Origin of the sequence: Allocoleopsis sp., from assembly GCF_036703385.1 — a bacterium.
Lineage (GTDB): Bacteria > Cyanobacteriota > Cyanobacteriia > Cyanobacteriales > Coleofasciculaceae > Allocoleopsis.
Genome location: NZ_DATNPA010000334.1, coordinates 1 through 23,506, shown reverse-complemented (window position 1 = coordinate 23,506; position 23,506 = coordinate 1). Strand labels below are relative to the sequence as shown.

Annotated in this window: 21 protein-coding genes, 1 tRNA gene and 1 pseudogene; 12 read left to right on the top strand and 11 right to left on the bottom strand. The window is 46.8% G+C overall.

The features are described from left to right. A partial coding sequence (locus V6C93_RS38745) for a DUF2227 family putative metal-binding protein (RefSeq protein ID WP_414644193.1) occupies positions 1-73 on the bottom strand: 73 nt, incomplete at its 3' end. Positions 74-112: 39 nt separating this feature from the next. Between V6C93_RS38745 and V6C93_RS16610 the strand changes: the two genes are divergently transcribed. After that, positions 113-185: transfer RNA gene (locus tag V6C93_RS16610), tRNA-Val, on the top strand. Positions 186-491: 306 nt separating this feature from the next. Here the strand turns inward: V6C93_RS16610 and V6C93_RS16605 are convergent. Continuing rightward, a complete protein-coding gene (locus V6C93_RS16605; protein WP_333477779.1) occupies positions 492-2,204 on the bottom strand; it encodes an ATP-binding protein in 1,713 nt (570 codons plus the stop codon). A gap of 134 nt (positions 2,205-2,338) precedes the next feature. Between V6C93_RS16605 and V6C93_RS16600 the strand changes: the two genes are divergently transcribed. From V6C93_RS16600 to V6C93_RS16570, 7 genes are all read left to right on the top strand, one after another. Further along, positions 2,339-3,229 carry an alpha/beta hydrolase gene (locus tag V6C93_RS16600; RefSeq protein WP_333477778.1) on the top strand — a complete coding sequence of 297 codons (891 nt, stop codon included), beginning with the start codon at positions 2,339-2,341 and terminating at the stop codon, positions 3,227-3,229. Between the two features lie 209 nt (positions 3,230-3,438). After that, complete coding sequence (locus V6C93_RS16595) at positions 3,439-4,371, top strand: alpha/beta hydrolase (protein WP_333477777.1); 933 nt, start codon at positions 3,439-3,441, stop codon at positions 4,369-4,371. Positions 4,372-4,541: 170 nt separating this feature from the next. Further along, complete coding sequence (locus tag V6C93_RS16590; protein ID WP_333477776.1) at positions 4,542-5,837, top strand: transposase; 1,296 nt, start codon at positions 4,542-4,544, stop codon at positions 5,835-5,837. A gap of 242 nt (positions 5,838-6,079) precedes the next feature. After that, positions 6,080-7,753, top strand: coding sequence for a phosphatidylglycerol lysyltransferase domain-containing protein (locus V6C93_RS16585; protein WP_333477775.1), 1,674 nt, complete (start codon positions 6,080-6,082; stop codon positions 7,751-7,753). After that, entirely contained in the window at positions 7,754-8,695 is a 942-nt protein-coding gene (locus V6C93_RS16580; RefSeq protein WP_333477774.1) for a lysylphosphatidylglycerol synthase domain-containing protein, read from the top strand. 451 nt (positions 8,696-9,146) lie between these two features. Further along, the gene (locus V6C93_RS16575) at positions 9,147-9,650 is read left to right on the top strand and encodes an ATP-binding protein (RefSeq protein WP_333477773.1); all 504 of its coding nucleotides are present in this window, start codon (positions 9,147-9,149) and stop codon (positions 9,648-9,650) included. 4 nt (positions 9,651-9,654) lie between these two features. Then, the gene (locus tag V6C93_RS16570; RefSeq protein WP_333477772.1) at positions 9,655-9,852 is read left to right on the top strand and encodes a hypothetical protein; all 198 of its coding nucleotides are present in this window, start codon (positions 9,655-9,657) and stop codon (positions 9,850-9,852) included. Between the two features lie 395 nt (positions 9,853-10,247). Here the strand turns inward: V6C93_RS16570 and V6C93_RS16565 are convergent, their stop codons facing one another. The 6 genes from V6C93_RS16565 to ftsH4 form a co-directional block, all read right to left on the bottom strand. Continuing rightward, complete coding sequence (locus tag V6C93_RS16565; protein WP_414644192.1) at positions 10,248-11,111, bottom strand: alpha/beta hydrolase; 864 nt, start codon at positions 11,109-11,111, stop codon at positions 10,248-10,250. A 247-nt stretch (positions 11,112-11,358) separates the two neighbouring features. Beyond that, positions 11,359-12,150: a glutathione S-transferase family protein gene (locus V6C93_RS16560; protein WP_333477770.1), complete on the bottom strand. Its 792-nt coding sequence runs from the start codon at positions 12,148-12,150 to the stop codon at positions 11,359-11,361. A gap of 275 nt (positions 12,151-12,425) precedes the next feature. Further along, positions 12,426-12,704 carry a GlsB/YeaQ/YmgE family stress response membrane protein gene (locus V6C93_RS16555; protein ID WP_333477769.1) on the bottom strand — a complete coding sequence of 93 codons (279 nt, stop codon included), beginning with the start codon at positions 12,702-12,704 and terminating at the stop codon, positions 12,426-12,428. Positions 12,705-12,773: 69 nt separating this feature from the next. Continuing rightward, positions 12,774-13,049: a GlsB/YeaQ/YmgE family stress response membrane protein gene (locus V6C93_RS16550; RefSeq protein WP_349262739.1), complete on the bottom strand. Its 276-nt coding sequence runs from the start codon at positions 13,047-13,049 to the stop codon at positions 12,774-12,776. 546 nt (positions 13,050-13,595) lie between these two features. Then, on the bottom strand, positions 13,596-14,357 hold the full coding sequence (locus tag V6C93_RS16545; protein WP_333477768.1) for a sterol desaturase family protein: 762 nt from the start codon (positions 14,355-14,357) through the stop codon (positions 13,596-13,598). A gap of 73 nt (positions 14,358-14,430) precedes the next feature. Further along, positions 14,431-16,320 (bottom strand): ATP-dependent zinc metalloprotease FtsH4, encoded by a 1,890-nt coding sequence (gene ftsH4 / locus V6C93_RS16540; protein ID WP_333477767.1) that lies wholly within the window; start codon positions 16,318-16,320, stop codon positions 14,431-14,433. Between the two features lie 426 nt (positions 16,321-16,746). Here ftsH4 and V6C93_RS16535 point away from each other — a divergent pair, with 426 nt between their 5' ends. Both V6C93_RS16535 and V6C93_RS16530 read left to right on the top strand, forming a co-directional pair. Beyond that, positions 16,747-17,856 carry a peptidoglycan-binding protein gene (locus V6C93_RS16535; protein ID WP_333477766.1) on the top strand — a complete coding sequence of 370 codons (1,110 nt, stop codon included), beginning with the start codon at positions 16,747-16,749 and terminating at the stop codon, positions 17,854-17,856. Between the two features lie 253 nt (positions 17,857-18,109). Continuing rightward, the gene (locus tag V6C93_RS16530; protein WP_333477765.1) at positions 18,110-19,285 is read left to right on the top strand and encodes a tetratricopeptide repeat protein; all 1,176 of its coding nucleotides are present in this window, start codon (positions 18,110-18,112) and stop codon (positions 19,283-19,285) included. Between the two features lie 52 nt (positions 19,286-19,337). Here V6C93_RS16530 and V6C93_RS16525 read toward each other — a convergent pair whose 3' ends face one another. After that, positions 19,338-19,574 (bottom strand): DUF3134 domain-containing protein, encoded by a 237-nt coding sequence (locus tag V6C93_RS16525; RefSeq protein WP_333477764.1) that lies wholly within the window; start codon positions 19,572-19,574, stop codon positions 19,338-19,340. Between the two features lie 325 nt (positions 19,575-19,899). Here V6C93_RS16525 and V6C93_RS16520 point away from each other — a divergent pair, with 325 nt between their 5' ends. After that, on the top strand, positions 19,900-20,490 hold the full coding sequence (locus tag V6C93_RS16520; RefSeq protein WP_333477763.1) for a PAP/fibrillin family protein: 591 nt from the start codon (positions 19,900-19,902) through the stop codon (positions 20,488-20,490). A gap of 112 nt (positions 20,491-20,602) precedes the next feature. Next, positions 20,603-21,394, top strand: coding sequence for a PD-(D/E)XK nuclease family protein (locus V6C93_RS16515; RefSeq protein WP_333477762.1), 792 nt, complete (start codon positions 20,603-20,605; stop codon positions 21,392-21,394). A 97-nt stretch (positions 21,395-21,491) separates the two neighbouring features. On the opposite strand, the gene V6C93_RS16510 is transcribed toward V6C93_RS16515, so the two are convergent. Beyond that, on the bottom strand, positions 21,492-23,216 hold the full coding sequence (locus tag V6C93_RS16510; protein WP_333477761.1) for a diflavin flavoprotein: 1,725 nt from the start codon (positions 23,214-23,216) through the stop codon (positions 21,492-21,494). A 104-nt stretch (positions 23,217-23,320) separates the two neighbouring features. Further along, positions 23,321-23,506 (bottom strand): annotated as a pseudogene (locus V6C93_RS16505) (hypothetical protein); the annotation flags it as partial.

The window sequence follows — 23,506 nt, the reverse complement described above, 5'->3', positions numbered from 1 at the left end:
TCGCTAGGGTCAAACCGGTGACTGCTGGTAAGCTCCACAAAGTTATGCGATCGTGTGTTTGACCAGAGGGCATATGTTATTATCATTTTTGTGTTAACCTAATTATGTTATCGGGCGGTTAGCTCAGTTGGTAGAGCGCCTGCCTTACAAGCAGGATGTCACTGGTTCGAGTCCAGTACTGCCCATGTAGTACCGATGCCATTTGTTCATTAAGGATTGTGATAACAAGCTTTTGTTGTCCCAAATGGTTAATATAGGCTTGTTGTCACAGTAGCCTTTGATGTGGCTAAGTCTGTTGGCGCATCGATAAATCGACGTATCGTTGCTGCCAGATGGCTTCGATGCGAGAGAAGGCAGCTTCTGTATATAGCGTTTCTCGGACTCATGATGTACATCCTAATTGTGCTATTTCATGTCACACAAAGAAGAGAGAAAAATTGACTGTACATCACAAGCATGAGAATTGCTATAGGTCGTATTTACCTTCAATGTTAAAATCCCAAATCCGCCTTAGCCACTTCAGCAGCAGCGAATAATTCTTCATCCGGCATCTCATCCCAGGATGTATCTCCAACCTCGGCGTAAAACGTTTGGTCATAGGGACGAGTCCGCACCACCACCGGCATCGGCACCGCATGACCTAAAATCAACGCTTGTTGCTTAGAATCCAACTTCGCCAACACCGATCGCAAACTTTGCCCCCCAGATACCCCGGTAAAGATTGCCTCAATATCCTTGTCATCATTCAGCAAGGCGGTAATCCGAGTCCCAATCTGGGACATGACCTCATTATCAATCCCAGACGGACGCTGATCGACTACCAGTAATGTCACAAAGTATTTACGCATCTCGCGGGCAATAATCCCAAAAATAGTCTGGCGGACGGTAGCCGGATCGAGGAAACGGTGCGCTTCTTCTATTGTGATGACGAGGGGACGGGGGCGATCGCTAGGATTTTTCGTCTGTAAAAACGTCTCTGCCTTCTTCACATAACTGGCATGAATCCGACGGCTAATTACATTGGTTGCCAACATATAAGACAGCATATTGGACTGAGAACCGAACTCAATCACTACATGCTTCCCCGCTTCCAGTGATTGCAAAATCTGACCCACATAATTATGAGGGCAAGCGCTACGCATATACTTCAACTCATCCAGACGCAGCAATTTACGCTGCAAAGCCATGATGGAAGACTTGTTCCCTCGCTTCTCATCACAGAACATCTGGATGTCTTCATTCGTCATATTGAGTAATTGCGTAATCCAGGATTTGCCAAACTCGTTGCGCAGGATAATCGCATTCTCCAGACTCGCCTCGGAAAGATTTAACTCACCGCGCACCAGCATGATATCTTCAACTTCAATCTGGTCGTAGCTGAGATACAGTTCCTGAGTGCCACCCACCCCTCGGCGTTTGGTGGATTCGGGGTCGAGGGTGTAAATTTCAACTTGTCCGGGAAATAGTTGGCGCAAGCCTTTAACCGTACTGAATTGCTTACCCTCTGAAACCGCTTCCCAGCCATATTCCGAGTGCATGTCAAAAATCAGGTTCACCGCCGCTTGCTTGCGGATAATCCCCGATAGCAGTAATCGGGTCAGGAAGGATTTACCCGTACCAGATTTGCCAAAGACGCCGTTGCTGCGTTCCACGAAGCGGTCTAAGTCAATGCATATTGGCACCTCCATGTCAAGGGGATTGCCGATCGCAAAATTGCGCCGAGTGGGGTCATCTTCCCAGCCAAAGACAGCACGGAAATCGCGATCGCTGGCATCATACACTTGAGAGAAGTGGCTGGGAATGGTCTTAACGGGCAGCAACTCCATCCCCTCGCTACTGTTGGCTTGAAAAGAACCTAAGGAACTGTCTCCATTGAGGGCAACGCCTCTGGACTGATGGCTCAATTCTTGTGGCGTAAACATCAGCATCGGTGTCAGATTAACCGTACCGAAAGTCCCACTACCCGCTAAAACTTCCCGTAAAAAGTCGTCATCGGGACTGGGAGGGTTAGCCAGAATTCGTTGACTGGATGTGCCCAGAGTGACATCCGTGAGCATACAGAAAAAGCGCGATCGCATCCCCTGTACCACCAAAAATTTACCCACTCGCATATCTTCCACTGAGACATCAGGATGCAATCGCACTTCTAGTCCACAGGAAAGAGAACCTTGAATGACTGACCCTAATGGCTGATCTAAATTCATGAAAAGTAACGCTCTAACTTAGCAATATCTTATGTCCAATCCTTTGGTAGGGATTGCTTTGTGCAAAAACCTGCTCAAGTTTAAAACCAGATTCCGGAGACTTGTTACACTAAATTATTCCTGGCGACACCTCGATGACAAATTGCTGGGTAATCATTAAACTTATACAACACCAAAACTGGAATGCAATTCAAGCGATGACTCTGGTTAAAAATGAGGCTTCTCAAGATACCTTAGCAGGACAAGTCATTCATCTACGAAGGGGGGTAAATTTACAGGTTTGTCATCATCCAGGTCAGAGTCCGGCTTTAGTCTTTCTGCATGGAGGAATGGGCAACCGATTTAATCTGCGATCGCAGTATACTTTCTTCCAAGCACAGGGTAGAGAAGTCTTAGCCTACGATTTAGCGGGACACGGTCAGTCAACGCCCTACCAACGCTATTCGATCGGGCGACACCAACGAGACCTCAAGCGGCTGTTGCATCGCTTTCACATCACTGCCCCTGTCTTATGTTGCCACAGCTACGGGGTACCTATCGGGTTAGAGTGGGCAAGACGACATTCCGTTAGCGGCTTGGTCTTGATTGCGGGTGGCACCCATGACCTTGCGCCTTGGTGGGAAGTCCCGTTAATGAAGTTTCTCGCTTGGGGAGGGAGACACTTCTATCATTTACCCTGCGTACAGCAACTGACCAACTATTTATCTAGCCCTCACCGCCATGAAGTCATGGAGCAGTTTTTTGCCGAATGCCCAGTCCCGACTGAGCCGCATCCCTACAACGCACTGGAAATCTTTTGGAATTATAACTTCTTCAGGCGTCCCTCTCAGCTCAATTCCCAGATTCCAGTTTTGGTGATTAGTGGCGGAAAAGACTCCATGTTCACCTACACAATGGGAGAAGAGTTAGCGGCCTGTTTCTCACAGAGCAAACATCTACACTTGCCAGATGCTGGACATCTGATGATGGCAGAGTATCCTGATGTCGTCAATGATGCGATCGCTAATCTTATCGAAAGTATTTGATAAGGGATTATTGAAAGTAGTCACTCATGAACTGCATACACCAGAATGCATAAAAATCTTATTTATTCTGCCTTCTGCCCTCTACCTTATTCTTAAGTCAGCCATACTTGCTTAACAGCACAAAAATACTATTTATTTGAGGTTCAATTTAGTCTGCCTTATTCAAAAAATAGAATTCACTGACGATGAAAGTTAAATTTTCCCCAGCCATGAAATTACGAACACTTCTGATAACAGGGATTGGAATGGTCGCGCTCTTGGCAGGAGCAGGTTACTGGTATGTTTTTATTGCGGGTGCTCCGCAGTTAGATGCACCCCCCACAGCAGCGAAAGATAGCAAAATAAAACTTTCCTTTGAGCTAAAAACCTTCAACAGCAAGGCGATGGGCGCAGTCCGACAATACGGTCTGATTCTGCCTCCTGGCTATAATAAAAACCCCAACAAACGCTATCCTGTGATTTTCCTGCTGCATGGGGGACATGATGATGCTAACGCCTGGGTAAAAAAGATTGGGATAATACCTGTACTGGAAGACCTCTACGAAAGTGGAAAACTGCCGCATTCAATTGTGATTACACCCGATGGCAATGATAAACGGGGTTCTAGTCCCCTGTTTGACCCCCAGTATTACGATGGCCCCAATGGCAAGGTCGGCACGCTGATTGGTTCAGAACTCGTTCAAGTCCTAAAATCTCGCTATCGTACCCTAGAATCGCCACAGTTTTGGGCGATAGGTGGGCTCTCTTCGGGAGGGTGGGGTGCTGTTAACATCGGCTTACATCACCGCAACAACTTTAATACGATGTTTAGTCAAATCGGTTATTTTACCGATCAAAGCGGCCCAGAAAATAGCCCTCAGAACTTGGTAAAAAAGATACCCGTAAAACAGCGCAAGCCACTACATATCTATATGGATGCCGGAAAAGATGACTTAATGGGAAAAGAATTTCTTGACTCATCTCGAAAATTCCATGAAACCTTGAACGAATTGGGTATAGATAACGAGTTTCATGCCTTCCCTGGTGGTCATGGCCTACAGGGGCCAGACTATGGCTGGAACTACGATCACAAACATGCTCACGATTCATTATCCTTTGTGGGCAGGCAGTTCAAGAAAGCCCTAACACAGTCGAAAAACTAAGTAAAGTGTCTTTGGTAAACTGCTTTTGCTTCTAATCGTAATACTTACAGAAAAGCGATGGTGAAAGCCCCCGTCTTTTAAGCGGGGGATGAAACCCAGCGAATCGTCAAGATAGCGGGATTTATCCCGCCTATTAATGATACAATAAATGATAACAAAGGGAGATTTTATTGTTTGATTGCCAACAAGTATTAATTCATGCAAACAAAGACACTCAAGCATTAATTGAGTATATTTGTAGCGAATCTAACAAAGTCTTTAACTGTGCCGTCTACTATGCTCGACAAATTTATTTCAAGGCGCATCATTATGTTACAAATGCAGAGTTGGACGAGGAACTCAAAAGTAACAAACACTTCCAAGCGATGTACTCTCAAGCGGCTCAACAAACTTGTCATAGCGTGTTTGAGTCGTTTAAGTCTTTCAAGGCACTTAACAAGTTGTTTAACCAAGGGAAGCTAACAGATAAACCCAAACCACCAAAATACCGTAAAGCTGGTTTGAATGTTGTTACTTATCCCAAGCAAGCCTTGAGATTGATAGAGGGACAGATTCGCATTCCTTTGGGGACTAAGGTCAAAACCTGGTTTGGAATTGACTCATTCACAATCTCGATGCCAAGTAATTTAAACTTTAAAGACATTCGAGAATTGCGAATCCTCCCTAGGAATCGATGTTTCTACGCTGAATTTGTCTACAAGTTGACGGCAGGAGAAGCAGGTCTTAATCCTGACAATGCCTTGGGAATTGACCCAGGAATGGACAATTGGGTAACTTGTGTTTCTACCCAGGGAACGAGCTTCATTATTGACGGGAAACACGTTAAATCTCTGAATCGTTGGTACAACAAGAAAGTATCGACAATCAAAGAGGGAAAATCTCAAGAATTTTGGTCTAAAAAATTAGCGTATCTCACGGAAAAAAGAAACCGTCAAATGCGCGATGCTGTTAATAAAGCAGCAAAGTTAGTGATTAATCACTGCCTTGAAAACAAGATTGGAACCGTTGTTTTTGGTTGGAATCAGGGACAAAAGCACGAATCCAACCTTGGTTCAAAAAATAACCAGAAGTGGGTACAAGTTCCGACAGCCAGACTCAAAGCTAGAATTCAACAATTGTGTGAGCAATATGGAATTAGATTCCTAGAAACCGAGGAGTCATATACCTCGAAAGCCTCGTTTGTTGATGGCGATTATCTTCCGAAATACGGCGAAAAACCCGAAAACTGGAAGCCATCAGGTAGACGAGTTAAGCGCGGTTTATATAGAACTGCCCTCAACTGGTACATTAATGCGGATTGCAATGGAAGTGCCAATATCTTGAGGAAAGTAAGCAGAATGCTTGGAATTGTTCTGAGCGGACTGTCTAGGGTGTCTTTGACAGCACCCCAAAGAATTTTTCTTTGGTCAGCTAAGAAGATTAAACGAAGGGACAGTGTTTCAACCCGTCCCGGAGTATCTGCTTAGAATCCGCCGTCTTTTAAGCGGCGGAGTGTCAAGCCAAATTCCCTAATAGACCCTAACAGGAGTAGTATGGTGCGTCGGAACTTATCCCTATAGTTGAGTTACTCTATAGGTTCTGTAATGGTGTGCCAATCTTTGTAACAAATGTCTCTAGCTTTACAAACGTCTCTAGCATCCTCTGGTTCACTTCCTAAACTTGTAGTTAATCCGCGATGGGTTAACTATCGTTTTATGAGGATATCGCCGTGCTAACGCGACGCATTCAAATCGGTGTATGGACTGCTGCCCTTCTAACCAGCTTAGTCGGCGTGGTTAACCTGCTGTCTGCTGTTACAGTCAGCGAATGGGCACGAGTTAAATGGCTCAAGGGAATTTTTCCCTTTGAAGTGCGGGAAGGCGGACATCTGTTTGCAGCACTTACAGGATTTTTCCTGCTGATGCTCGCTAGCAATTTGTTGAGACGGAAGCGGATAGCTTGGCTTTTAACCATAGCTTTGCTCATTGTCTCAATCATCAGTCACTTGCTCAAGGGGTTTGACTGGGAAGAGAGTCTCCTGTCTTTTGTGCTGCTGGTGCAACTGCTTTTAATGCGGAATATCTTCACAGCACAGTCAGATCGTCCTTCGATCGCCCAAGGGTTTAAGATACTTATCTGGGCGTTGCTGTTTACCCTTGCCTACGGAACGGCTGGCTTTTTTCTCGTAGACTTGCGCCACTACCACTATAATTTCACTCTTACAGATGCCCTCTATCAAACCTTGGCAATGTTCTTCACAGAAGACAATGCTGGGTTGGTACCCAGAACTCCCTATGGGCGCTTTTTTGAGAATTCAATTTATCTGGTTGGAGGCATCACACTTTCCTATGCTCTGTTTATGCTCTTGCGACCGGTGTTGCTGCGGGGGGAACCCGCTACCCCAGAAGAACGGCAACGAGCGCAGGATATTGTGGAGAAGTATGGACGGTCATCTTTGGCCTGTTTGACGCTATTAAAGGATAAAGCCTACTACTTCAGCCCTTCGGGACGTAGTGTAATTGCTTATGTGCCCAAAGGTCGAGGTGCGATCGCATTAGGAGACCCGATTGGCCCTGATGATGACCGCAAGGAGGTGATTATTGCTTTTAAACAGTTTTGTCAGCGTAATGACTGGTACCCAGCCTTTTACCAGACTTTGCCCGACGACTTAGAGCTTTACAGAGTGCTTGGCTTTCGTACCATTAAGATTGGGGAAGAAGCGATCGTTGACCTCAAAGCATTTACCCTACAAGGCAAAGCGGGCAAAGACATGAGAGCTGCCTTAAACCGAATGAAAAAATTGGGGCATGAGGTCAAGTTTTATCAACCCCCCATTTCCGACCAACTTTTGCAACAGTTAAAACCAGTAAGCGATGAGTGGCTCAAGATGACACAAGGGTCGGAAAAACAGTTCTCGCTAGGCTGGTTTTATGAGGACTATCTGCGGAATTGTGAAATTGCCGTAGTGCAGGCGGCTGACGGTCAGATTAGCGCCTTTGCTAATGTGATACCAGAGTATCAATTAAACGAAATTACGATTGATATGATGCGGCGGCGGGCTGAGGTAGAACAAGGTACGATGGATTTCTTATTTACCTCAATGTTTCAGCACTTTAAGGAGCGGGGGTATGATCGGTTTAACCTTGGTCTGTCCGCGCTTTCTGGCGTTGGGGAAAAACCTCAGTCTCCTCGCTTAGAAAAGGCACTGCACTATCTTTACGAACACTTGAATCAGTTCTATAACTTTAAGGGATTACATGCCTTCAAAGAGAAATTTAAACCTGAGTGGGAACCTCGGTTTTTTATCTATCCCAGGAGGGTTGCCTTGCCAGAAGTCGTTATGGCTTTGATTCGTGCTGACTCAGGAGACCGTTTACTGGATTACCTGAAACCAGGGGAATAATTGGGAAAAAAGCTCCTCCATAACTTCAGCTCACTGTTGGGCTTCTTCCTTCTCGGTCTCTCCCTGTGGGCGATCGCTAGCGAACTGCGGCAATATGATTACCGAGATGTATTCAAGAGTTTGGCAGCCATACCGACAAGCCGGTTGTATTGGGCGATTGGGTTAACCATCTTAAGCTATCTGGGGCTCGCCAACTACGATTCTCTTGCCTTCCGCTATATTGGTCATGCTCTTGCCTATCCTAAGAGCGTTTTCACGGGCTTTATTAGCGCGGCAGCCACCAATACGGTAGGCTTTGCCTTTCTGACGGGCAGTGCCATCCGTTATCGGCTTTACTCAGCTTGGGGTGTACCTGCGATCGCGATCGCACAAATTATTCTGTTTGAGAATATCAGTTTCTGGCTGGGACTGTTTGCCGTCAGTGGCGTGATGTTTCTCTTCTACCCTCTGGAAATTCCTACCCAACTCCATTTACCCTTTATTTCAGTACGACCCATCGGCCTCATCTTCCTACTTGTGGTTGCAGGCTATTTAGTGGGGAGTCTGTTCGCCAGGAAACCTTTAAACATTCGAGGGCATGAGTTTCGCTTCCCTTCTCTTCAAATCGCCCTCGCTCAGGTGGCAATTTCTGGCTTGGACTGGATTTGTGCAACGGCTGTGCTTTATATTTTGTTGCCTGCTACTACAGCTTTATCCTATCCAGGCTTTTTAGGACTGTACTTACTGGCCATGACGGCAGGAGTTGTTAGCAATGTGCCTGGAGGGTTGGGCGTTTTTGAAAGTATTATTTTGCTTCTTCTCTCCTCTAAGGTGTCGGTTACGGCAGTTTTAGGGTCTTTGTTAGTCTATCGCGGTATTTATTACTTACTGCCCCTCGTCGTAGCCACAGGCTTACTGGGACTATATGAGATTCTTTCGCGCTGGAAAGTGCGTTCTCCCTGAACTATCCACTTAGCTGGGCTCAAGTGGTGAGGTTAAGGGGAATTAGATGATGCAAGCTTAAGTTAAACGAATTTATGTAACAAGGTCTAGCCTGTATTGAAAAGACTTGATATCTTAAATAGTAGGCACACAAATAAAACGGGATTCAGGGTTGTGCCTCCCGCCCTGAGCCACTTACAGCTTACTAGAGCTTGGTAGAAAGATTAAAGAAGGACGGCGCGTGTTTTAACTTAACTTGTGGCCTAGCTGATATATAAAGTTCAGCAGTAAGTAGCTAACAATGCGGTTAAACCAGAGAGCCAAACCACACTTAAAACCGAGGAACGGAGGAATACTCAAGACTGTTTAGTGAAGGCTGTAAGCATCTGTAAACTCTAGTTGTATACTGTATTGGATAAGTTGTGCGTGAACCAGGTAACCTTTACCTGGTTCACTGAGTTTTTGGGGGTATTTGCGATTAACCGACGCGGTCAGTGTCATCGATAGTGGCATCGGTATTGCAGAGACTGACCAGCCGCAAGTATTTGAGCAATTCAAGCAAATCGGCGACACCCTAACAGACAAACCCAAGGGTACAGGTCTTGGATTGCCAATCTGCAAACAGATTGTGGAACATCATGGCGGCATGCTTTGGGTGGAAAGTGAATTGGGGAAAGAAAGTAACTTTTCGTTCACCTTATCTATCCGTGCAGGAACAAAAGTTGAGTTCAAGAAAATTGATTTAGATACAGCGATTAAGCAACTCAAAGAACCTGTAATCACTGCACTCTCGTCTCCAACTGAACATAAGAAAACTACTCTAGTTGTGGACGACGAAGCACCGATTCGCAAGCTTCTTAGGCAACAACTAGAAGCAGAGGGGTATATTGTCAGAGAAGCTAAAGACGGGATAGATGCTATTACACATAAAATCTTTGATTTGTGCCCCACTCAAGGCACAGAATGCTGTTATTAGTGTATTGAATATCAGCAATGAACAGTTAGTCAACTATACAGCACAGGACTTGAAACTTGCGAGCGCTCTTGCATCTCAAGCCGCATCTGCTATTGAAAATGCTCTCCTTCATGCCAACAAGCTGAGGCAAGAACGGATTAAGAGTAATTTAGAGCGATATGTTTCTCAACAACTCGTTGAAGCGATTTTAGAGGATAAATAGGTTATACACTCCATTAAAGAAGCTTGAAACTCCATTAAACAGGTTTCTAGCTTGATGAAAGAGGCTATGGATGATACCATTTCACGTTTGTTGTGTTACACATCGACCCCTCGACGCCCGCTTATTAAGGCTACGGTGTACACAAAGTCTTTCTCGCACCCTAAAGTTAGGGGGCTAGGGCGTGTTTTCAAACTTTCTTGGCTTCATTTATATCGGTGGAGATCCCCCTAAATCTCCTCACCTTCGGCTCCGGCTTAAAAAGAGGGACTTTGGTTGAATTCTCCCCCCTCGTTTCTAACGTCCCCCCTTACCAAGGGGGGATTAGGGGGGTGGGGGGATGGGGGAGATCTCCGGGGCAAGAAAACACACCCTAGGGGGGGCTTCAGATTGTTATCCTACTGTTGCGACTGAGTCTGTTGAATCTGCTGAAACTGTTCGCCTACAAAAGCCAGAGAATTAGTGAGGTGTTCACGCCAGTAACGCCAGCTATGTTCACCGGGAAACTCCTGAAAGACATGCTTTATTTTGAGCTGACTGAGAAGGGTGTGAAACTGTTGGCTTTCTTTGAGAGAAGAGCTGTCCGCTTTCCCAGTATCCAAGTAAATTCTGATTTTTTGGCGTTGTTCAAGGCTTAGTTTTTTGACAAAGCGAATCGGACTATTCTGGACACCACTCTTATCCCGAAAGTAACCGCTGTGGCTAAACAGAATAGAAAAGTGATTGAGGTGATGCAATCCCACATTCATCGCTCCCCAACCGCCTGAAGAACATCCTCCTATCGCCCAGAAATTGGGTGCGGGAAGAGTGCGGTAGCGTGACTGAATCACTTTTACTAATTCATCTCCAACCGCCGTAGAAACCTTACCATTGGGCCCATCAATGTACTGTGGGTCCCAATAGGGACTGGAGCCGCGTCGGTCGTTCCCATCCGGCGTGATGATAATACTGGGTGGTAACTTACCTTCTGCATACAGTTGCTCAAGGGTTTTTAGCACCGCTCCCTTTTGAGGGTTAAACCAGTCTGTTGGCTCGCCGTGTCCTCCGTGCAGGAGAAAGATCACAGGATAGCGCTGTGTGGATGAGTCTTCATAGCCAGGAGGGAGTGCAACGCCATAGGTGCGCTTACCTCTGAGACTTTTGCTGTTGTAGGTTTCCAGCTTATAGCTTAAGGGCTCGTTGGTGACAGCAGGTATATCTTGACTGGGCTGTGGAACAGGCGACGATGGGGTACTACTGCTGGCTAGTGGGCTAAACGCCATAGTCGCGAGCGTTAAAGTGAGTGCAGTTCCCAGAAATCTAGCGGGTTTGTTTTTCATCCTAAATTGTGTTCTCATCCGTCCAGTCTCGAAAATATAGCAGTTCTCGTTTGCATAGAATACAGTAAGGGCACGGCATTGCCGTGCCCCTACCAAAAATGTGTATTCCACTCGATTGAGTAAAAAAAACGACCCAGGATTGTGAGTCGTTAATCATCATGCATGAGGGACGTGTATTGAGCCAAGTCGTCTATTCGATATCAATAGATGTTGGTGTTGAACCGTCTGTCCCTGTAGAGGTTAAGGGCTTGCGATAAGCAGCATAGAGGCGATCGCGCCAGTTGAAGAAGGTTTCGTAAACGCTACTATCGGCTAAGCCAGGAATTCCTTTACCTTTGAGGGTTTCAGGCACATCCAGGTAGGGACCTTCGGGAAACTTGAGTAGCAAGCTGACACCAGCGACTGCCAAATCAGCTAAGGTGGGTTGATTTCCGACCAGATAAGGACTATCTAAAAGCAGCAGACTCAGGGATTCCAAGTCTTGTTTTAGGGCATCTCTGGCATCTTTAACTGCATCTGGGCCAGCACCCACACCTGAACCCAAAATTTCCAGTACTTCCGGTGGGACTGCACCGACTAAACTTTTCAGAAAATCCGGTGTCGTATGGGGCAAAACCGATGTGCGGAAGGTGGGACTTTGGCTGATTGCACCATATAGTACCTTTCGACTTTTAGCGCCAATTGACTCATCTGCCCACTCTTCTATGAGCAAGCACAGCCCTCGTTCTTTGGGATCGGTGGGAATAAGTGGCCTGTCAGGATACTTGCGATCTAAATATAGTGCGATCGCAGTGGAATCACTAATTACAGTATCCCCATCCTTGAGCACTGGCACCTTTCGTTGACCAGAGCGCTGGAAGACTTCTAGCTGTCCTACTCCAGGAGTGACTTCAATTTTCCGATAGGCTAGCCCTTTGTAGTCCAGGATGAGCCGTACTTTTTCAGAGTACTGCGATAGCTCAAATTGGTACAACTCCAGCATTTTATATCTCCTTACTGTTCATAAAGGTCTTCCCGCCTGAAAACCCTGTCCCAAGAGTGGGCAGGGAGGAAGGCTCTCTTAGGGTATAGTACCTTCCACCAGGTTTTTTACCCCTTCCCAACCCTCCCCTTGATCAGGGGAGGGAGCTAAATTTCCAGCCTCAAGAAGCACTCTTTTTTTTAGAGAAAAAACTGTCCATGTAAAAACCCCCATTTTAACGATGGGGGATAAAGGCTAAGCAGAGCATGAAAGGAAGCTTTTGAACAAGTTTAGGTTTATATCGCGCGTCTGGTTAGTAAGCCCCAGATAAAAATAACAACGATCGCGCCAAGAACTGAAAAAATGATACTAGGTAGCGTCAAAGCTCCTACTGATGCTGCCGTAGCTCCGGCTCCTGGCAGCAATACACTACCCAGCCATCCCCCCACTAAAGCACCCAAAATTCCTAGACCAATCGTGGCAAAGATTCCACCACCTTGAGGGCCGGGATAGATCGCTTTGGCGATCGCACCAGCAATAAGACCCAAGATAATCCAAGCAAGAATACCCGTCATGTTGATTTTCCCCCTCGTTAATTAAGGTTTTTTTCCTGGCTTTATCACTACGGAACTTGGTGAAGAGAGTTACACAGCCCGTCGTGTTAACATGCCCCACAGGAAGAGAAGAACTAAGGCACCGATAATAGCGAAAATAATACTAGGGATACTCAGTGCACCTGCTGTAGCTCCCGCACTCGTGCCCAAAAAGAGATTACCCAGCCAGCCTCCAACTAAAGCACCCAGAATTCCTAAACCAATTGTGGCAAAGATGCCGCCGCCTTGGTGACCGGGATACACTGCTTTGGCGATCGCACCGGCAATTAGACCTAAAACAATCCAAGCAATAACATCTATTAACATCTTAATTTTCTCCCGCTTTGATTAAAGTTTTTTCTTTGCTTTGTATATACAGAATATCAAGCTGAATTACTCAGTCACCTCTATCAGAGGGTATAATTGAAACTAGAGAAATATTAAGCTTTTTCTGACTCTTTTCTATCTAAAGACGAAGCCTCTTGCTTACGCTTCACACGGCACAATTATTTGCCACTTACTGCCACCACAATAATAGAACCGTTAATCAATTCTGCTAGTGGAGGCTTGACAGATACTGTATCTGAGAGTGCAAAAAAGGCTGACGGCAATTTTCTCCCAGTCTATGAGGAGATATAAAGAGCGGTTGCGGTTTAGCGTTTGCCAATAGCGAAGCGTATAGGCTTGCGGCTTAGCTTCGCTTAGAGCAACCCTAAAAGCATCTTGTAACCAAAAGGACAATACCCTTGTTAATGAGAACCAATATCTAATGCTACTTGGTGTAGCGGTTGATACGATTCTCGATAAATTGTCAAGAACGGCAAATAAATTTGAGAAAATTTGTAATAAATCAAGGCAAATGATGCCGCTCAATTACCTTCTTAAAGCCGAATCAAACTCGTTCTCATAATTTGGGTCATGAGTACCGAGCAGCTTGTCCCACAAGGTGAAGTATAGCCCGTAATGTACCGTATACTTGCGATGATGGAGCGAGTGATGGGTCGAACCAATAAACCACCTTCCCAGCCAGTGGCGAGGAAACGATGAGGGAAACAGTTCAAATCCCAGATGATTCCACACCGACCATACTGTCATCGTCATGAGTACGGCAAGCAAGGTGATGAAATGTAGTGGAACGACAAAGACTACCCCGAGAAAGAAGATCGCTTGTAGGATTGCCTCCGGCAGATCAAACGCGAAGGATGTCCACGGTGTTGGATCTCCTGAACGGTGGTGACCCCGGTGCAGCCATCTGAAGAGCAAGGGGTGATGAAACACCCGGTGCATAAAGTAAAAGTACGTATCCTGGAGGATGAGTACTAAAACAAAGCTGACGCCTAAATACCACAGTCCATACTCGCGTAAATCTGTGTACAAGAGCGTCGCTCCCAAATCGTACTCTGACATGATGAACGCGGCACAAAGAGCAAAAACCACCGCCGAGAGAACTGATAAGACGACATCTCCTCGAATCAACCTCCACAACGGAGACTTCAGACGCAACTCTCGCTTGGCGAAGAATTTCCCCAAATCCGAATAGAAGAGCAAGTGGGTTCCCCCAGCCATGAGAAGGTATCGGGCAAGAATAACCCCGATGAAGACAAGCCAATAGTAGCCAAATGAACGGTCTAGCAATTTAACATTCCCTCTTCAAGCGCGATGCGGAATAGGAGGCTATTCCGCACCTAAGCGTTAAACTTTGGCTATTTCAGACAGCCGCAGCTACTTTTTTATTTTCCGCAGAAGAGCGAACTTGGGAGAGGAGATTTTGCAATTTCTCTCCTTCGATGACCTCAACGTCTAAGATTTCCTCTGCAATCTTTTCCAGCAAGTCTCGATTGTTGTTGAGAATATCTAAGGCTTGCTGATGAGCGGCCTCGACAATCTCCTTAACCTCTTCATCGATCGCTTTTGCGGTTTCATCACTCACCATCCGGCGGGGATTCATCATTGCGCCATCCCCCAGGAAGTTATTCTGTTGACCCTTCTCGTAGGCAAGAGGGCCCAGAACCTTGCTCATACCGTAGGTGGTGACCATCCGTTCTGCCAAATCAGTCGCTCGCTGCAAGTCATTAGCAGCACCAGTGGTAATGCTACCAAAGACAATCTCTTCGGCGGAACGTCCACCCAAAAGGGTAGCAATCTGACCCCGGAGTTCGGCTTCATCCATTAAGAAGCGGTCTTCCGTTGGGAGTTGTAAGGTGTAACCGAGTGCTGCCATTCCACGAGGCACGATGGAGATTTTCGCCACCTTACTTCCTCCCGGCATCAGTGCACCCACTAGAGCATGACCCACCTCGTGGTAAGCCACAATCTTTTTCTCCTTGTCATTGAGGACGCGGCTTTTCTTCTCTAAACCCGCCACGACTCGCTCGATCGCTTCGTTAAAGTCTGCCTGGGAAACCGTTTCACGTCTGGCGCGTGCGGCTAATAGCGCCGCTTCATTGACCAAATTCGCCAAATCTGCACCGGCAAAACCAGGAGTACGAGTGGCGATCGCATGTAAGTCTACATCATTCCCCAGCTTCACCTTCCCAGCATAGATGTTTAAAATCGCTTCCCGTCCCGATAAATCCGGACGATCCACTAATACCTGACGGTCAAAGCGTCCCGGACGTAACAAAGCAGGGTCTAAGGATTCAGGACGGTTCGTCGCCGCTAGCACAATCACCGTAGTATTACTTGCCGCAAAACCATCCATCTCCGTCAGCAACTGGTTCAGGGTTTGCTCCCGCTCATCGTTACCCCCCATAAACCCACCACTGGCGCGAGACTTGCCAATCGCATCCAATTCATCAATGAACACAATGCAGGGTGCTTTCTGTTTCGCTTGTTCAAACAAATCCCGTACTCGTGCCGCACCTGCACCGACAAACAGTTCTACAAATTCGGAACCAGAGATACTAAAGAAGGGTACACCCGCTTCTCCGGCTACCGCCTTAGCCAAGAGCGTTTTACCGGTTCCTGGAGGGCCCACCAACAGCACCCCTTTAGGAATACGAGCACCAATATTAGTAAACCGCTGCGGAGTTTTTAGGAAATCAACAATTTCTACTAATTCAGTCTTCGCTTCTTCCACCCCAGCCACATCAGCAAAGGTGGTTTTTGTCGATTCGCCTTCTACATAAACTTTAGCCTTGCTCTTGGTAAAGGAGAGCGCACCTTGTGGGCCACCGCCACCAAACCGTCCTGCAAAGAACTGCAAAATACCCACAAAAATGAGTGGTGGAATCACCCAACCCAAGAGTGTGGTAAACCAGTTCCCCTTAGCCGGTGGGGCCGCCGCGAACTCAACCCCTCTATCTTCTAGCCGCTTGGGCAATTCTAGGTCGAAGATGGGGGTGGTCGAGAGGACTTGTCCTTGCTGATTAGCTTCACCTTTAAGCTGGTAGCGAATCTGGTCTTGTCCTACGTAAGCCCGCGCTACTTTGCCATCTTGCACCTGATCGATAAAGATGCTGTAGGGGACTCGCTGAGTCTGTGGCCCTAAAAAATACGGCAAAACTAGGTTAGCCACTAGGAATAGACCGGCTACCAGGAACAGTATATTGGCAATCTGCCGATTTCGAGGTTGTTGAGGCTTATCTTTAATACTCATAGGTTTAAAGCCGTTTTATCAAAGCGTTACTTTAATGATTGTAAAATTTCTTAACGTCCGTGAACCTCTCGAAAGCAGGCGATCGCTCAACTATTCTTGTTCGGATTTCCCCCATTACAAGAGGTTACAACTAAGGCTATAGAGCCAGAAATGGTTTGAGTTTAGCTCAATGATTGGCAGGCAATTAATCAAAATAACCGAAAATAAAAGATTGCTCCAATTCATAATTTTAGAAGTTTTGGGGTGCTTAATCCCTGAATGAGTTCACGACAAAGCTTTTAGATTTTACGCCTATTCCTCCTTGGCAGGGATAAACGCGGCCTGGAGGTTAACCTTATCGGCAGCTTGATCCACAATCAGTATTATTCCGAGAGAAATCTTCGAGCTAAACTAGTGCTTATTCCTGAATGAGGTGACGTTAAAACTATGGAAACGCTTGCTTACCTTCATCTAGCTGTAGCCAATGAAGAACCAAAAGACAACAATTACACCTTGGCGGCTATCTGGAAGAACCCCAAACTTTTGACTTGTCTTGATCCCTCACAATTTCCAACCCGTGCAGCTGTTCCTCTACTGTCTCTAACTGTCGCGCTGGGTATCTTAGGATTGGCAAGGCAAGCGTTTGCACTGGTTAAACCCGGCGATCGCAACCCTGAAGTGAGTGCCCTGCAACAGCGCTTACAGAGGTTGGGTTATTTTAACGGCCCAACGACTGGCTATTATGGCCCACTGACTAAGCAAGCTGTTCTCAAATACCAGCAAGCTAAAGGACTCACACCGGATGGAGTGGTAGGCACAAGTACTCGGACATCCTTAGAGGGACAGCGGAAGCAAGCGGTGGAGGAGCCTGTGCACCCCATTTGGAAACGCGGCGATCGCGAATCGAAAGTCAATGAGATTCAGAAAACCTTGGCAAACGCCGGTTATCCGAGTAGTACCAATGGCGTCTTTGATAGGGAAACCGAAGACGCTGTTCGCCTATTCCAGCAAGCCAAAGGGCTCAAAGTGGATGGAATTGTCGGAAAGGAAACCCTAGCCGCCTTATCAGGAAAGCCTGTATCAGAAAAGCTGGAAAATCAATTCTCGCCTGATGTATCCAAGCTTGATGAGTCACAGCCTGATGTATCCAAGTCTGATACGCTAAAGCCTGATGTATCCAAGCCTGATGAGTTAAAGGCTCAAACCAAGAAGAGTATTCGTTGGGAATCCATAGAAGACCCTGCTGCCCAAGCGGAAGAGAAAGCGACGAAGAGTGCTTGGCAAATTGGCGATCGCGACTCAAAAGTGAGTGAGATTCAGAAACAGTTGGCAACAGCAGGTTTTCAAAATGAGGCCAATGGCGTCTTTGATATAAAAACCCAAGAAGCTGTCCGCCTATTCCAGCAAGCCAAAGGGCTGAGGGTGGATGGCATCGTCGGGCAAGAAACCCTAGCCGCCTTATCAGGAAACAGTAAAACCCTGCAAAAGCCTGAACCCGAGAAAACGACCTCTTGGTATGAAGATAAGTCTGCTCCTCTCGATCCTTTTACCCGTTAGCTCAATTTAGCTGGCTGTACCCTTCTTCATGAGGTAGTCAATTGCAAAGCTGGAAAACTCGCCTCAAGTTGAGGAGAGTTTTAAACAATGCTGTCAAGAGTCTTAACCTTCAACCTGCTCCCCTGCAACCTATTTTCATAGGAGAGACGCCCATGTACTAACGCTCACAATGAAAAACGAAAATTCCTAACCTTCAACTTTTTAACCTTCAACCTTCAACCGATTGTCAGATTAGATGGATCTGAGCCTGTGCATGATTGTCAAAAATGAAGAAGCGTCCTTGCCCCAATGTTTGAGGAGTGTCAAGGATGCTGTTGATGAGATGGTAATCGTAGACACGGGTTCTTGCGATCGCACCGTTGAACTTGCTCAAGAATTTGGAGCTAGGGTGTATCACTTTGAGTGGTGCAACGATTTCTCAGTGGCTCGGAACGAGGCACTAAACTACGTAGAAGGGAAGTGGGTTTTGGTTTTGGATGCGGATGAGGTACTCACACCCGAAATCGTGCCTCAGCTCAAGCAAGCGATCGCTGTTGAGCGCAACCTGGTGATTAACCTGGTACGGCAAGAAGTGGGTGCGTCTCAATCTCCCTATTCCCTCGTCTCCCGGTTATTCCGCAAGCATCCACAGATTCTCTTTTCTCGCCCCTATCACGCCATGATTGATGACAGCGTGCAAGTGTTGGTACAGCGAGAACCCCAGTGGCAAGTTATTTCTCTGTCTACTGTGGCAATCCAGCACTATGGCTACCAACCGGGTGTGATCGCCGCGTTGGATAAATACACCAGAGCGCGGCAAGCGATGGAAAGCTATCTTAAAAATCATCCCCATGATGCTTATGTGTGCAGCAAATTGGGAGCGCTGTATATTCAGCTCAATCAGGTGAGCGAAGGGATCGAACTGTTGGAACGCGGCTTGAGAGCGACTTCGGTGGAGGCTCCGGTGTTATATGAACTGCACTACCATCTCGGCAATGCTTACACGCGCTTGAAAAATCTTGAGCCAGCCGTAGAGCATTATCAATCTGCAATCCAGCAACCCATTCTTCTCTCGCTGAAACTCGGCTCTTACAATAACTTGGGCAACTTGCTCTTGGGCGTTGGCAATTTAAATCATGCCAAAATGGCCTATGAAACCACGTTGAAGATTGACCCTAGTTTTGCGGCTGGACATAATAATTTAGGGATGACATGGAAAGCACTAGGGCAGTTGGAGGCAGCGATCGCATCCTACCAGACAGCGATTCAACTTAACCCTGAGTATGCCGACGCCTACCAAAACCTGGGAGTAGTCTTGCTGAAACTGGGCAAACTACCAGAGAGTTTGGCGGCGTTTAGGAATGCGATCGCTCTCCACGAAGCCCAGAACAACCAGGCAGAAGCCCAACGTCTCCGCCTGGGGTTGCAAGAAATGGGTTTTCAGGTTTGAGGCTTACTCCCACCTTTGAGTGAGCAGCAACCAACTGGTCACTGGTCACTGTTCAAACATCATCATCGATATCATCATCGATATCATCATCATCGTCAAAGCCGCCATCATCAGCTCCCATCAGTTCGGTGATTTCCTCTTCATCATCCAGGAAAGAGTCATCGTCAATATCACGTGCGACTAAGCGACCATTGGTTTCTAGCCAATCCAACAGCGAAGACTCTTGCTTCACAGGAATGACATCAGCGAGTTGATCGCGAGGTTCTTCACGTAAGGAAGGATTGTACATGGGAAGATTCGGTGAGTGAGTCAATAAACAAGGATTAGAGATTCTGTATTCTAGAGCTTAGCAGGGAGAAACAGCGAACGATGCATGGGAATCAGACTCCGCTAAGCTAAGAAAGAGAACCATCAAGCAACTGATCAAATCTACCCTAACACCTCATGCTTTGTTCTTGAATAAGGATTCGCTATCGCTCAGTTGTTAGTTCGTCGGCATTCATCTCGCCGCTAAACCATCGGGGGTACTCGCATTCGACTCGATAAATCCCCTTTGGTTATAGCGGAAGCCTTCTGGCGACATTAAGGTAAGTATCAATAGAGGTAACTATCGAATGGTTAGCAAAGCGGAACTACTAGAAGCGATCGCAGGCAAGAATCGCGGTCTGTTGGCGACCGAAACAGATAAAGTAGCCATTCTTTCGACAGTTGCGCGGTTGGAAGACCGCAACCCCACCCCTCGACCCGTTGAGGCGACTGACCTCCTAGAGGGCAACTGGCGTTTGCTTTATACCACCAGTCAAGAGCTATTGAATATAGATAGATTTCCCCTAGCGCAACTCGGTCAAATCTATCAATGCGTTCGTACCTCAGGTGCCAGAATTTACAACATTGCCGAACTTCCTGGTCTGCCTTATCTCGAAGGCTTAGTCAGCGTTTGCGCTCGATTTGAGCCCGTGAACGAACGCCGGGTTAATGTGAAATTTGAACGATTTGTCATCGGTCTGCAACGCTTAATCGGCTATCAGTCTCCAAATAGTTTTATCCAGCAAATCGAATCCGGTAAAAAGTTTTTCCCCTCCCTAGATTTTGGCATTGAAAACCGCGAACAGCGAGGCTGGCTAGATATTACCTATCTCGACAACGATATGCGAATTGGACGTGGTAATGAAGGAAGTGTCTTTGTCCTTACCAAATCCTCATAACCCATCATCAACCATTGATACAATACCCTCTTTCTTACCTCCCTCTTCCTTGCCTCTGCGCCTCTGTGTCCTCTGTGGTTTGTTTTATTTCTTGAATCATCCCAAATCCAAAATGCTATCGTCCCTTACTCCTCTATCCCAAGGGCAACTGAAGCTGTTAGAAACTTGCCCTCGAAAGTTCCAACATGTTTATTTAGAGCAGTTAGGAACACCAGTCTCCCCAGAGCAACAAGAACGACTTGCTTGGGGAAGTCGCTTTCACTTAGTAATGCAACAACGGGAACTGGGGTTGCCTGTAGAATCGCTGGTTGAGGAAGATGCTCAACTGCAACATTGGGTAACTGCTTTGGTGAATACCGCAACCGATGTTTTAACACCTGCGCCTCAAACCTTCCGGGAATCGGAACACTGCCGCACGCTGAATTTCCAAGGATATTTGCTGACGGTTATCTACGACTTATTAATTGAAGACGAGACAAGCGCCCAAATTCTCGACTGGAAAACCTATCCTCTACCCAAAAATAAAACCTGGCTAGCCAAAGACTGGCAAACCCGCTTGTATCTCTATGTGTTGGCAGAAACCAGCGATTATTTACTCGAACAAATTTCGATGGCTTACTGGTTTGTTAAGTCCCAACCACAGCCGCAAAGCATTAAATTTACCTATAGCAATGCACAACATGAGAAAACTCGCCAAGTTTTAACTCGCCTGTTGAAGAAACTCGATCGCTGGATGGACGACTACTGTAAAAAGGGAACTCCCTTTCCTCAAGTGTCAGAGGAAAAGGGACATTGCACAGACTGTAACTTTGCCTTTCGCTGCCAGCGAACCTCGGAAACTATAATGAGCGATCGCACCGATTTACTCCCTAATTTGGCTGATATTCAAGAAGTGTCAATTTGAGTAACTTTGCATGAATATTTCCCCCCTTTTTAAGGGGGGCTAGGGGGATCTGATCTGTACTATCATTACAGGAAAATAGTCTTACTCATTACCCCTACTAGTAATGACTCCCTGATTTCCGCTGATGGACTGCCGTCATCCCGGTAGACTGTAGCACTTTGCCATTCTCAACGATCGCATAAACCAGCCAGTGGTCGCCACAGTCCATTCGATTGTGAACCGTACATTCCAGATACGCTAAAGCCTCACTCAGGACGGGACAGCCATTCTCCGCTTCCTGAACCGCCAGTCCAGCAAAGCGGTCTTCTCCGGGTGCAAAGGACTTGAGAAAATGCCGTCTGACGTTCCTTCCCTCTTGTAAGATATTGAGGACAAATTGATCGCCCGTATGGGTTAACGATTCAACCGTCCGGTCTTTAGCCACCGCAACCGTTAAACCAGGGGGATTGAAACTAGCTTGCGTGACCCACGAAGCAAGCATGGCGCTGCTAACATTTTCTCGCTTGGCGGCTAACACGCATAGAGAACCAGCAATTCGCCCCACAGCTTGTTCGGTACGGTCAATTTGGGAGTTACTGACAGGTTGCCAGGGAGTGCGGGATTTCTTGGACTTTTTCAACGCTTGAGCAAAATCCGTCCCCGCTTCTTTGCACTGTTGAAGGGTAACCTCTGTGGGTTTGAACTTGGCACGAATCGATTCAAAGCCTAAGCGATATCCCGCATCCAGGAGTTTACTTTCAATCTCATCAACCGCTTCCCCACTCCAGCCATAGGAACCAAAAACACCCGCTAACTTAGTTTTAGTCGCTGTAGAGAGAACCGTTCCCAAGGCCGTTTGCACTTGGGTTGGCATATGTCCGCCCAAAGTGGGAGAACCGATGATAAAGCCATCACACTTTTCAACAGCCGCTTGAATTTCAGCCGGATCGGTAAATTCGCAGTTAATCGATTCTACAGCGACGCCTGCCTTGGTAATGCCTTTGGCGATCGCTTGCGCCAGGGTTGCCGTATTCCCGTAGGCCGATGCATAAATGAGTGCCACCGTCAAGTCTTGGTTAGTCTGCTGCTGACTCCATTGCTGATAGTCGTGGGTGAATCGGCTAAGGCTGTAGCGTGCGATTGGCCCATGACCCGGCGCATAAAACTTGGCAGGGAAAGAACTAAGTTTGTCCAGCGCGACTTCTACCTGTCGGGATTGAGCCGCATGGAGGCAATCATAGTAAAAACGTCGGTCTTCGTCTAAACGTTTCCAGTTTTCATCAAAGACTTCATCGCCGCAGACATGAGCACCGAATAGCTTATCGGTGAAGAGGATGCGAGATTGGGGGTCGTAGGTACACAGTCCATCGGGCCAGCGTGGGGTAGGAATGGGGATAAATTGGAGTTGATGACCTCGACCCAAGTCTAAGGTTTCATCGGCGCGTGGTACCCAGATTTTTAAATCTCGATCCGAAAAAGCCGTGCGCAGCGCAACAGCACCGGGTTTAGAGCAAACTAAGGTCACTTGCGGCGCTAACTCTAGTAAGGTGTCGAGTGTTATGGTTCGATTTGGGTTGACATGACCCAAAATCACGTAATCCAACTGGGATAAATCCACGTACTGGTGCAACTCTTGGAGGAAAATCTCGGTAAACGACTCACCGGGTGGGTCGAAAAGCGCGATTTTGTCAGCTTGAATCAGATAGGAATTGGCAGTGGTGCCGCGTTGTAGGGAGTATTCGACTTCAAACTTGAGTCTATCCCAAGTACGCGATCGCAGTATGGTAGTATCGGCAGCAGCGATCGAGGCGACTTGAACGTCGCGAGGTTTAACGTCTGGCATGGCTCTAATCTTTTTAGGTGTTAGTTGTTAGGTGTTAATGACTAGGTTGTAGGGGGTTAAATTGTGAGTTTGATCAAATCTCCTAAACCCTAGAACCTACCGTTTCAGTCTTGATGTACTGAGCTATTAATCCCGTTTGCCAAAATAGAAGTAACGGGCTGAGAATTTAGATTAGCGGCTGGCTCAATCGAGTTAGATAATTTATCGGTTGCAACGAGTTTATTTCTCATTGACAAGCGCCGTTCGGGGTCAACCCCATTAAAAGTTGGTGGAAGCCAAACTCGAACCAC

What these genes read in the sequence shown, in the direction of transcription:
- V6C93_RS16605 (WP_333477779.1), bottom strand. Translation starts at nt 2,204, where the DNA reads ATGAATTTAGATCAGCCATTAGGGTCAGTCATTCAAGGTTCTCTTTCC.
- V6C93_RS16600 (WP_333477778.1), top strand. Translation starts at nt 2,339, where the DNA reads ATGACAAATTGCTGGGTAATCATTAAACTTATACAACACCAAAACTGG.
- V6C93_RS16595 (WP_333477777.1), top strand. Translation starts at nt 3,439, where the DNA reads ATGAAATTACGAACACTTCTGATAACAGGGATTGGAATGGTCGCGCTC.
- V6C93_RS16565 (WP_414644192.1), bottom strand. Translation starts at nt 11,111, where the DNA reads ATGGCGTTTAGCCCACTAGCCAGCAGTAGTACCCCATCGTCGCCTGTT.
- V6C93_RS16560 (WP_333477770.1), bottom strand. Translation starts at nt 12,150, where the DNA reads ATGCTGGAGTTGTACCAATTTGAGCTATCGCAGTACTCTGAAAAAGTA.
- V6C93_RS16555 (WP_333477769.1), bottom strand. Translation starts at nt 12,704, where the DNA reads ATGACGGGTATTCTTGCTTGGATTATCTTGGGTCTTATTGCTGGTGCG.
- V6C93_RS16550 (WP_349262739.1), bottom strand. Translation starts at nt 13,049, where the DNA reads ATGTTAATAGATGTTATTGCTTGGATTGTTTTAGGTCTAATTGCCGGT.
- ftsH4 (WP_333477767.1), bottom strand. Translation starts at nt 16,320, where the DNA reads ATGAGTATTAAAGATAAGCCTCAACAACCTCGAAATCGGCAGATTGCC.
- V6C93_RS16535 (WP_333477766.1), top strand. Translation starts at nt 16,747, where the DNA reads ATGGAAACGCTTGCTTACCTTCATCTAGCTGTAGCCAATGAAGAACCA.
- V6C93_RS16530 (WP_333477765.1), top strand. Translation starts at nt 18,110, where the DNA reads ATGATTGTCAAAAATGAAGAAGCGTCCTTGCCCCAATGTTTGAGGAGT.
- V6C93_RS16525 (WP_333477764.1), bottom strand. Translation starts at nt 19,574, where the DNA reads ATGTACAATCCTTCCTTACGTGAAGAACCTCGCGATCAACTCGCTGAT.
- V6C93_RS16520 (WP_333477763.1), top strand. Translation starts at nt 19,900, where the DNA reads ATGGTTAGCAAAGCGGAACTACTAGAAGCGATCGCAGGCAAGAATCGC.
- V6C93_RS16515 (WP_333477762.1), top strand. Translation starts at nt 20,603, where the DNA reads ATGCTATCGTCCCTTACTCCTCTATCCCAAGGGCAACTGAAGCTGTTA.
- V6C93_RS16510 (WP_333477761.1), bottom strand. Translation starts at nt 23,216, where the DNA reads ATGCCAGACGTTAAACCTCGCGACGTTCAAGTCGCCTCGATCGCTGCT.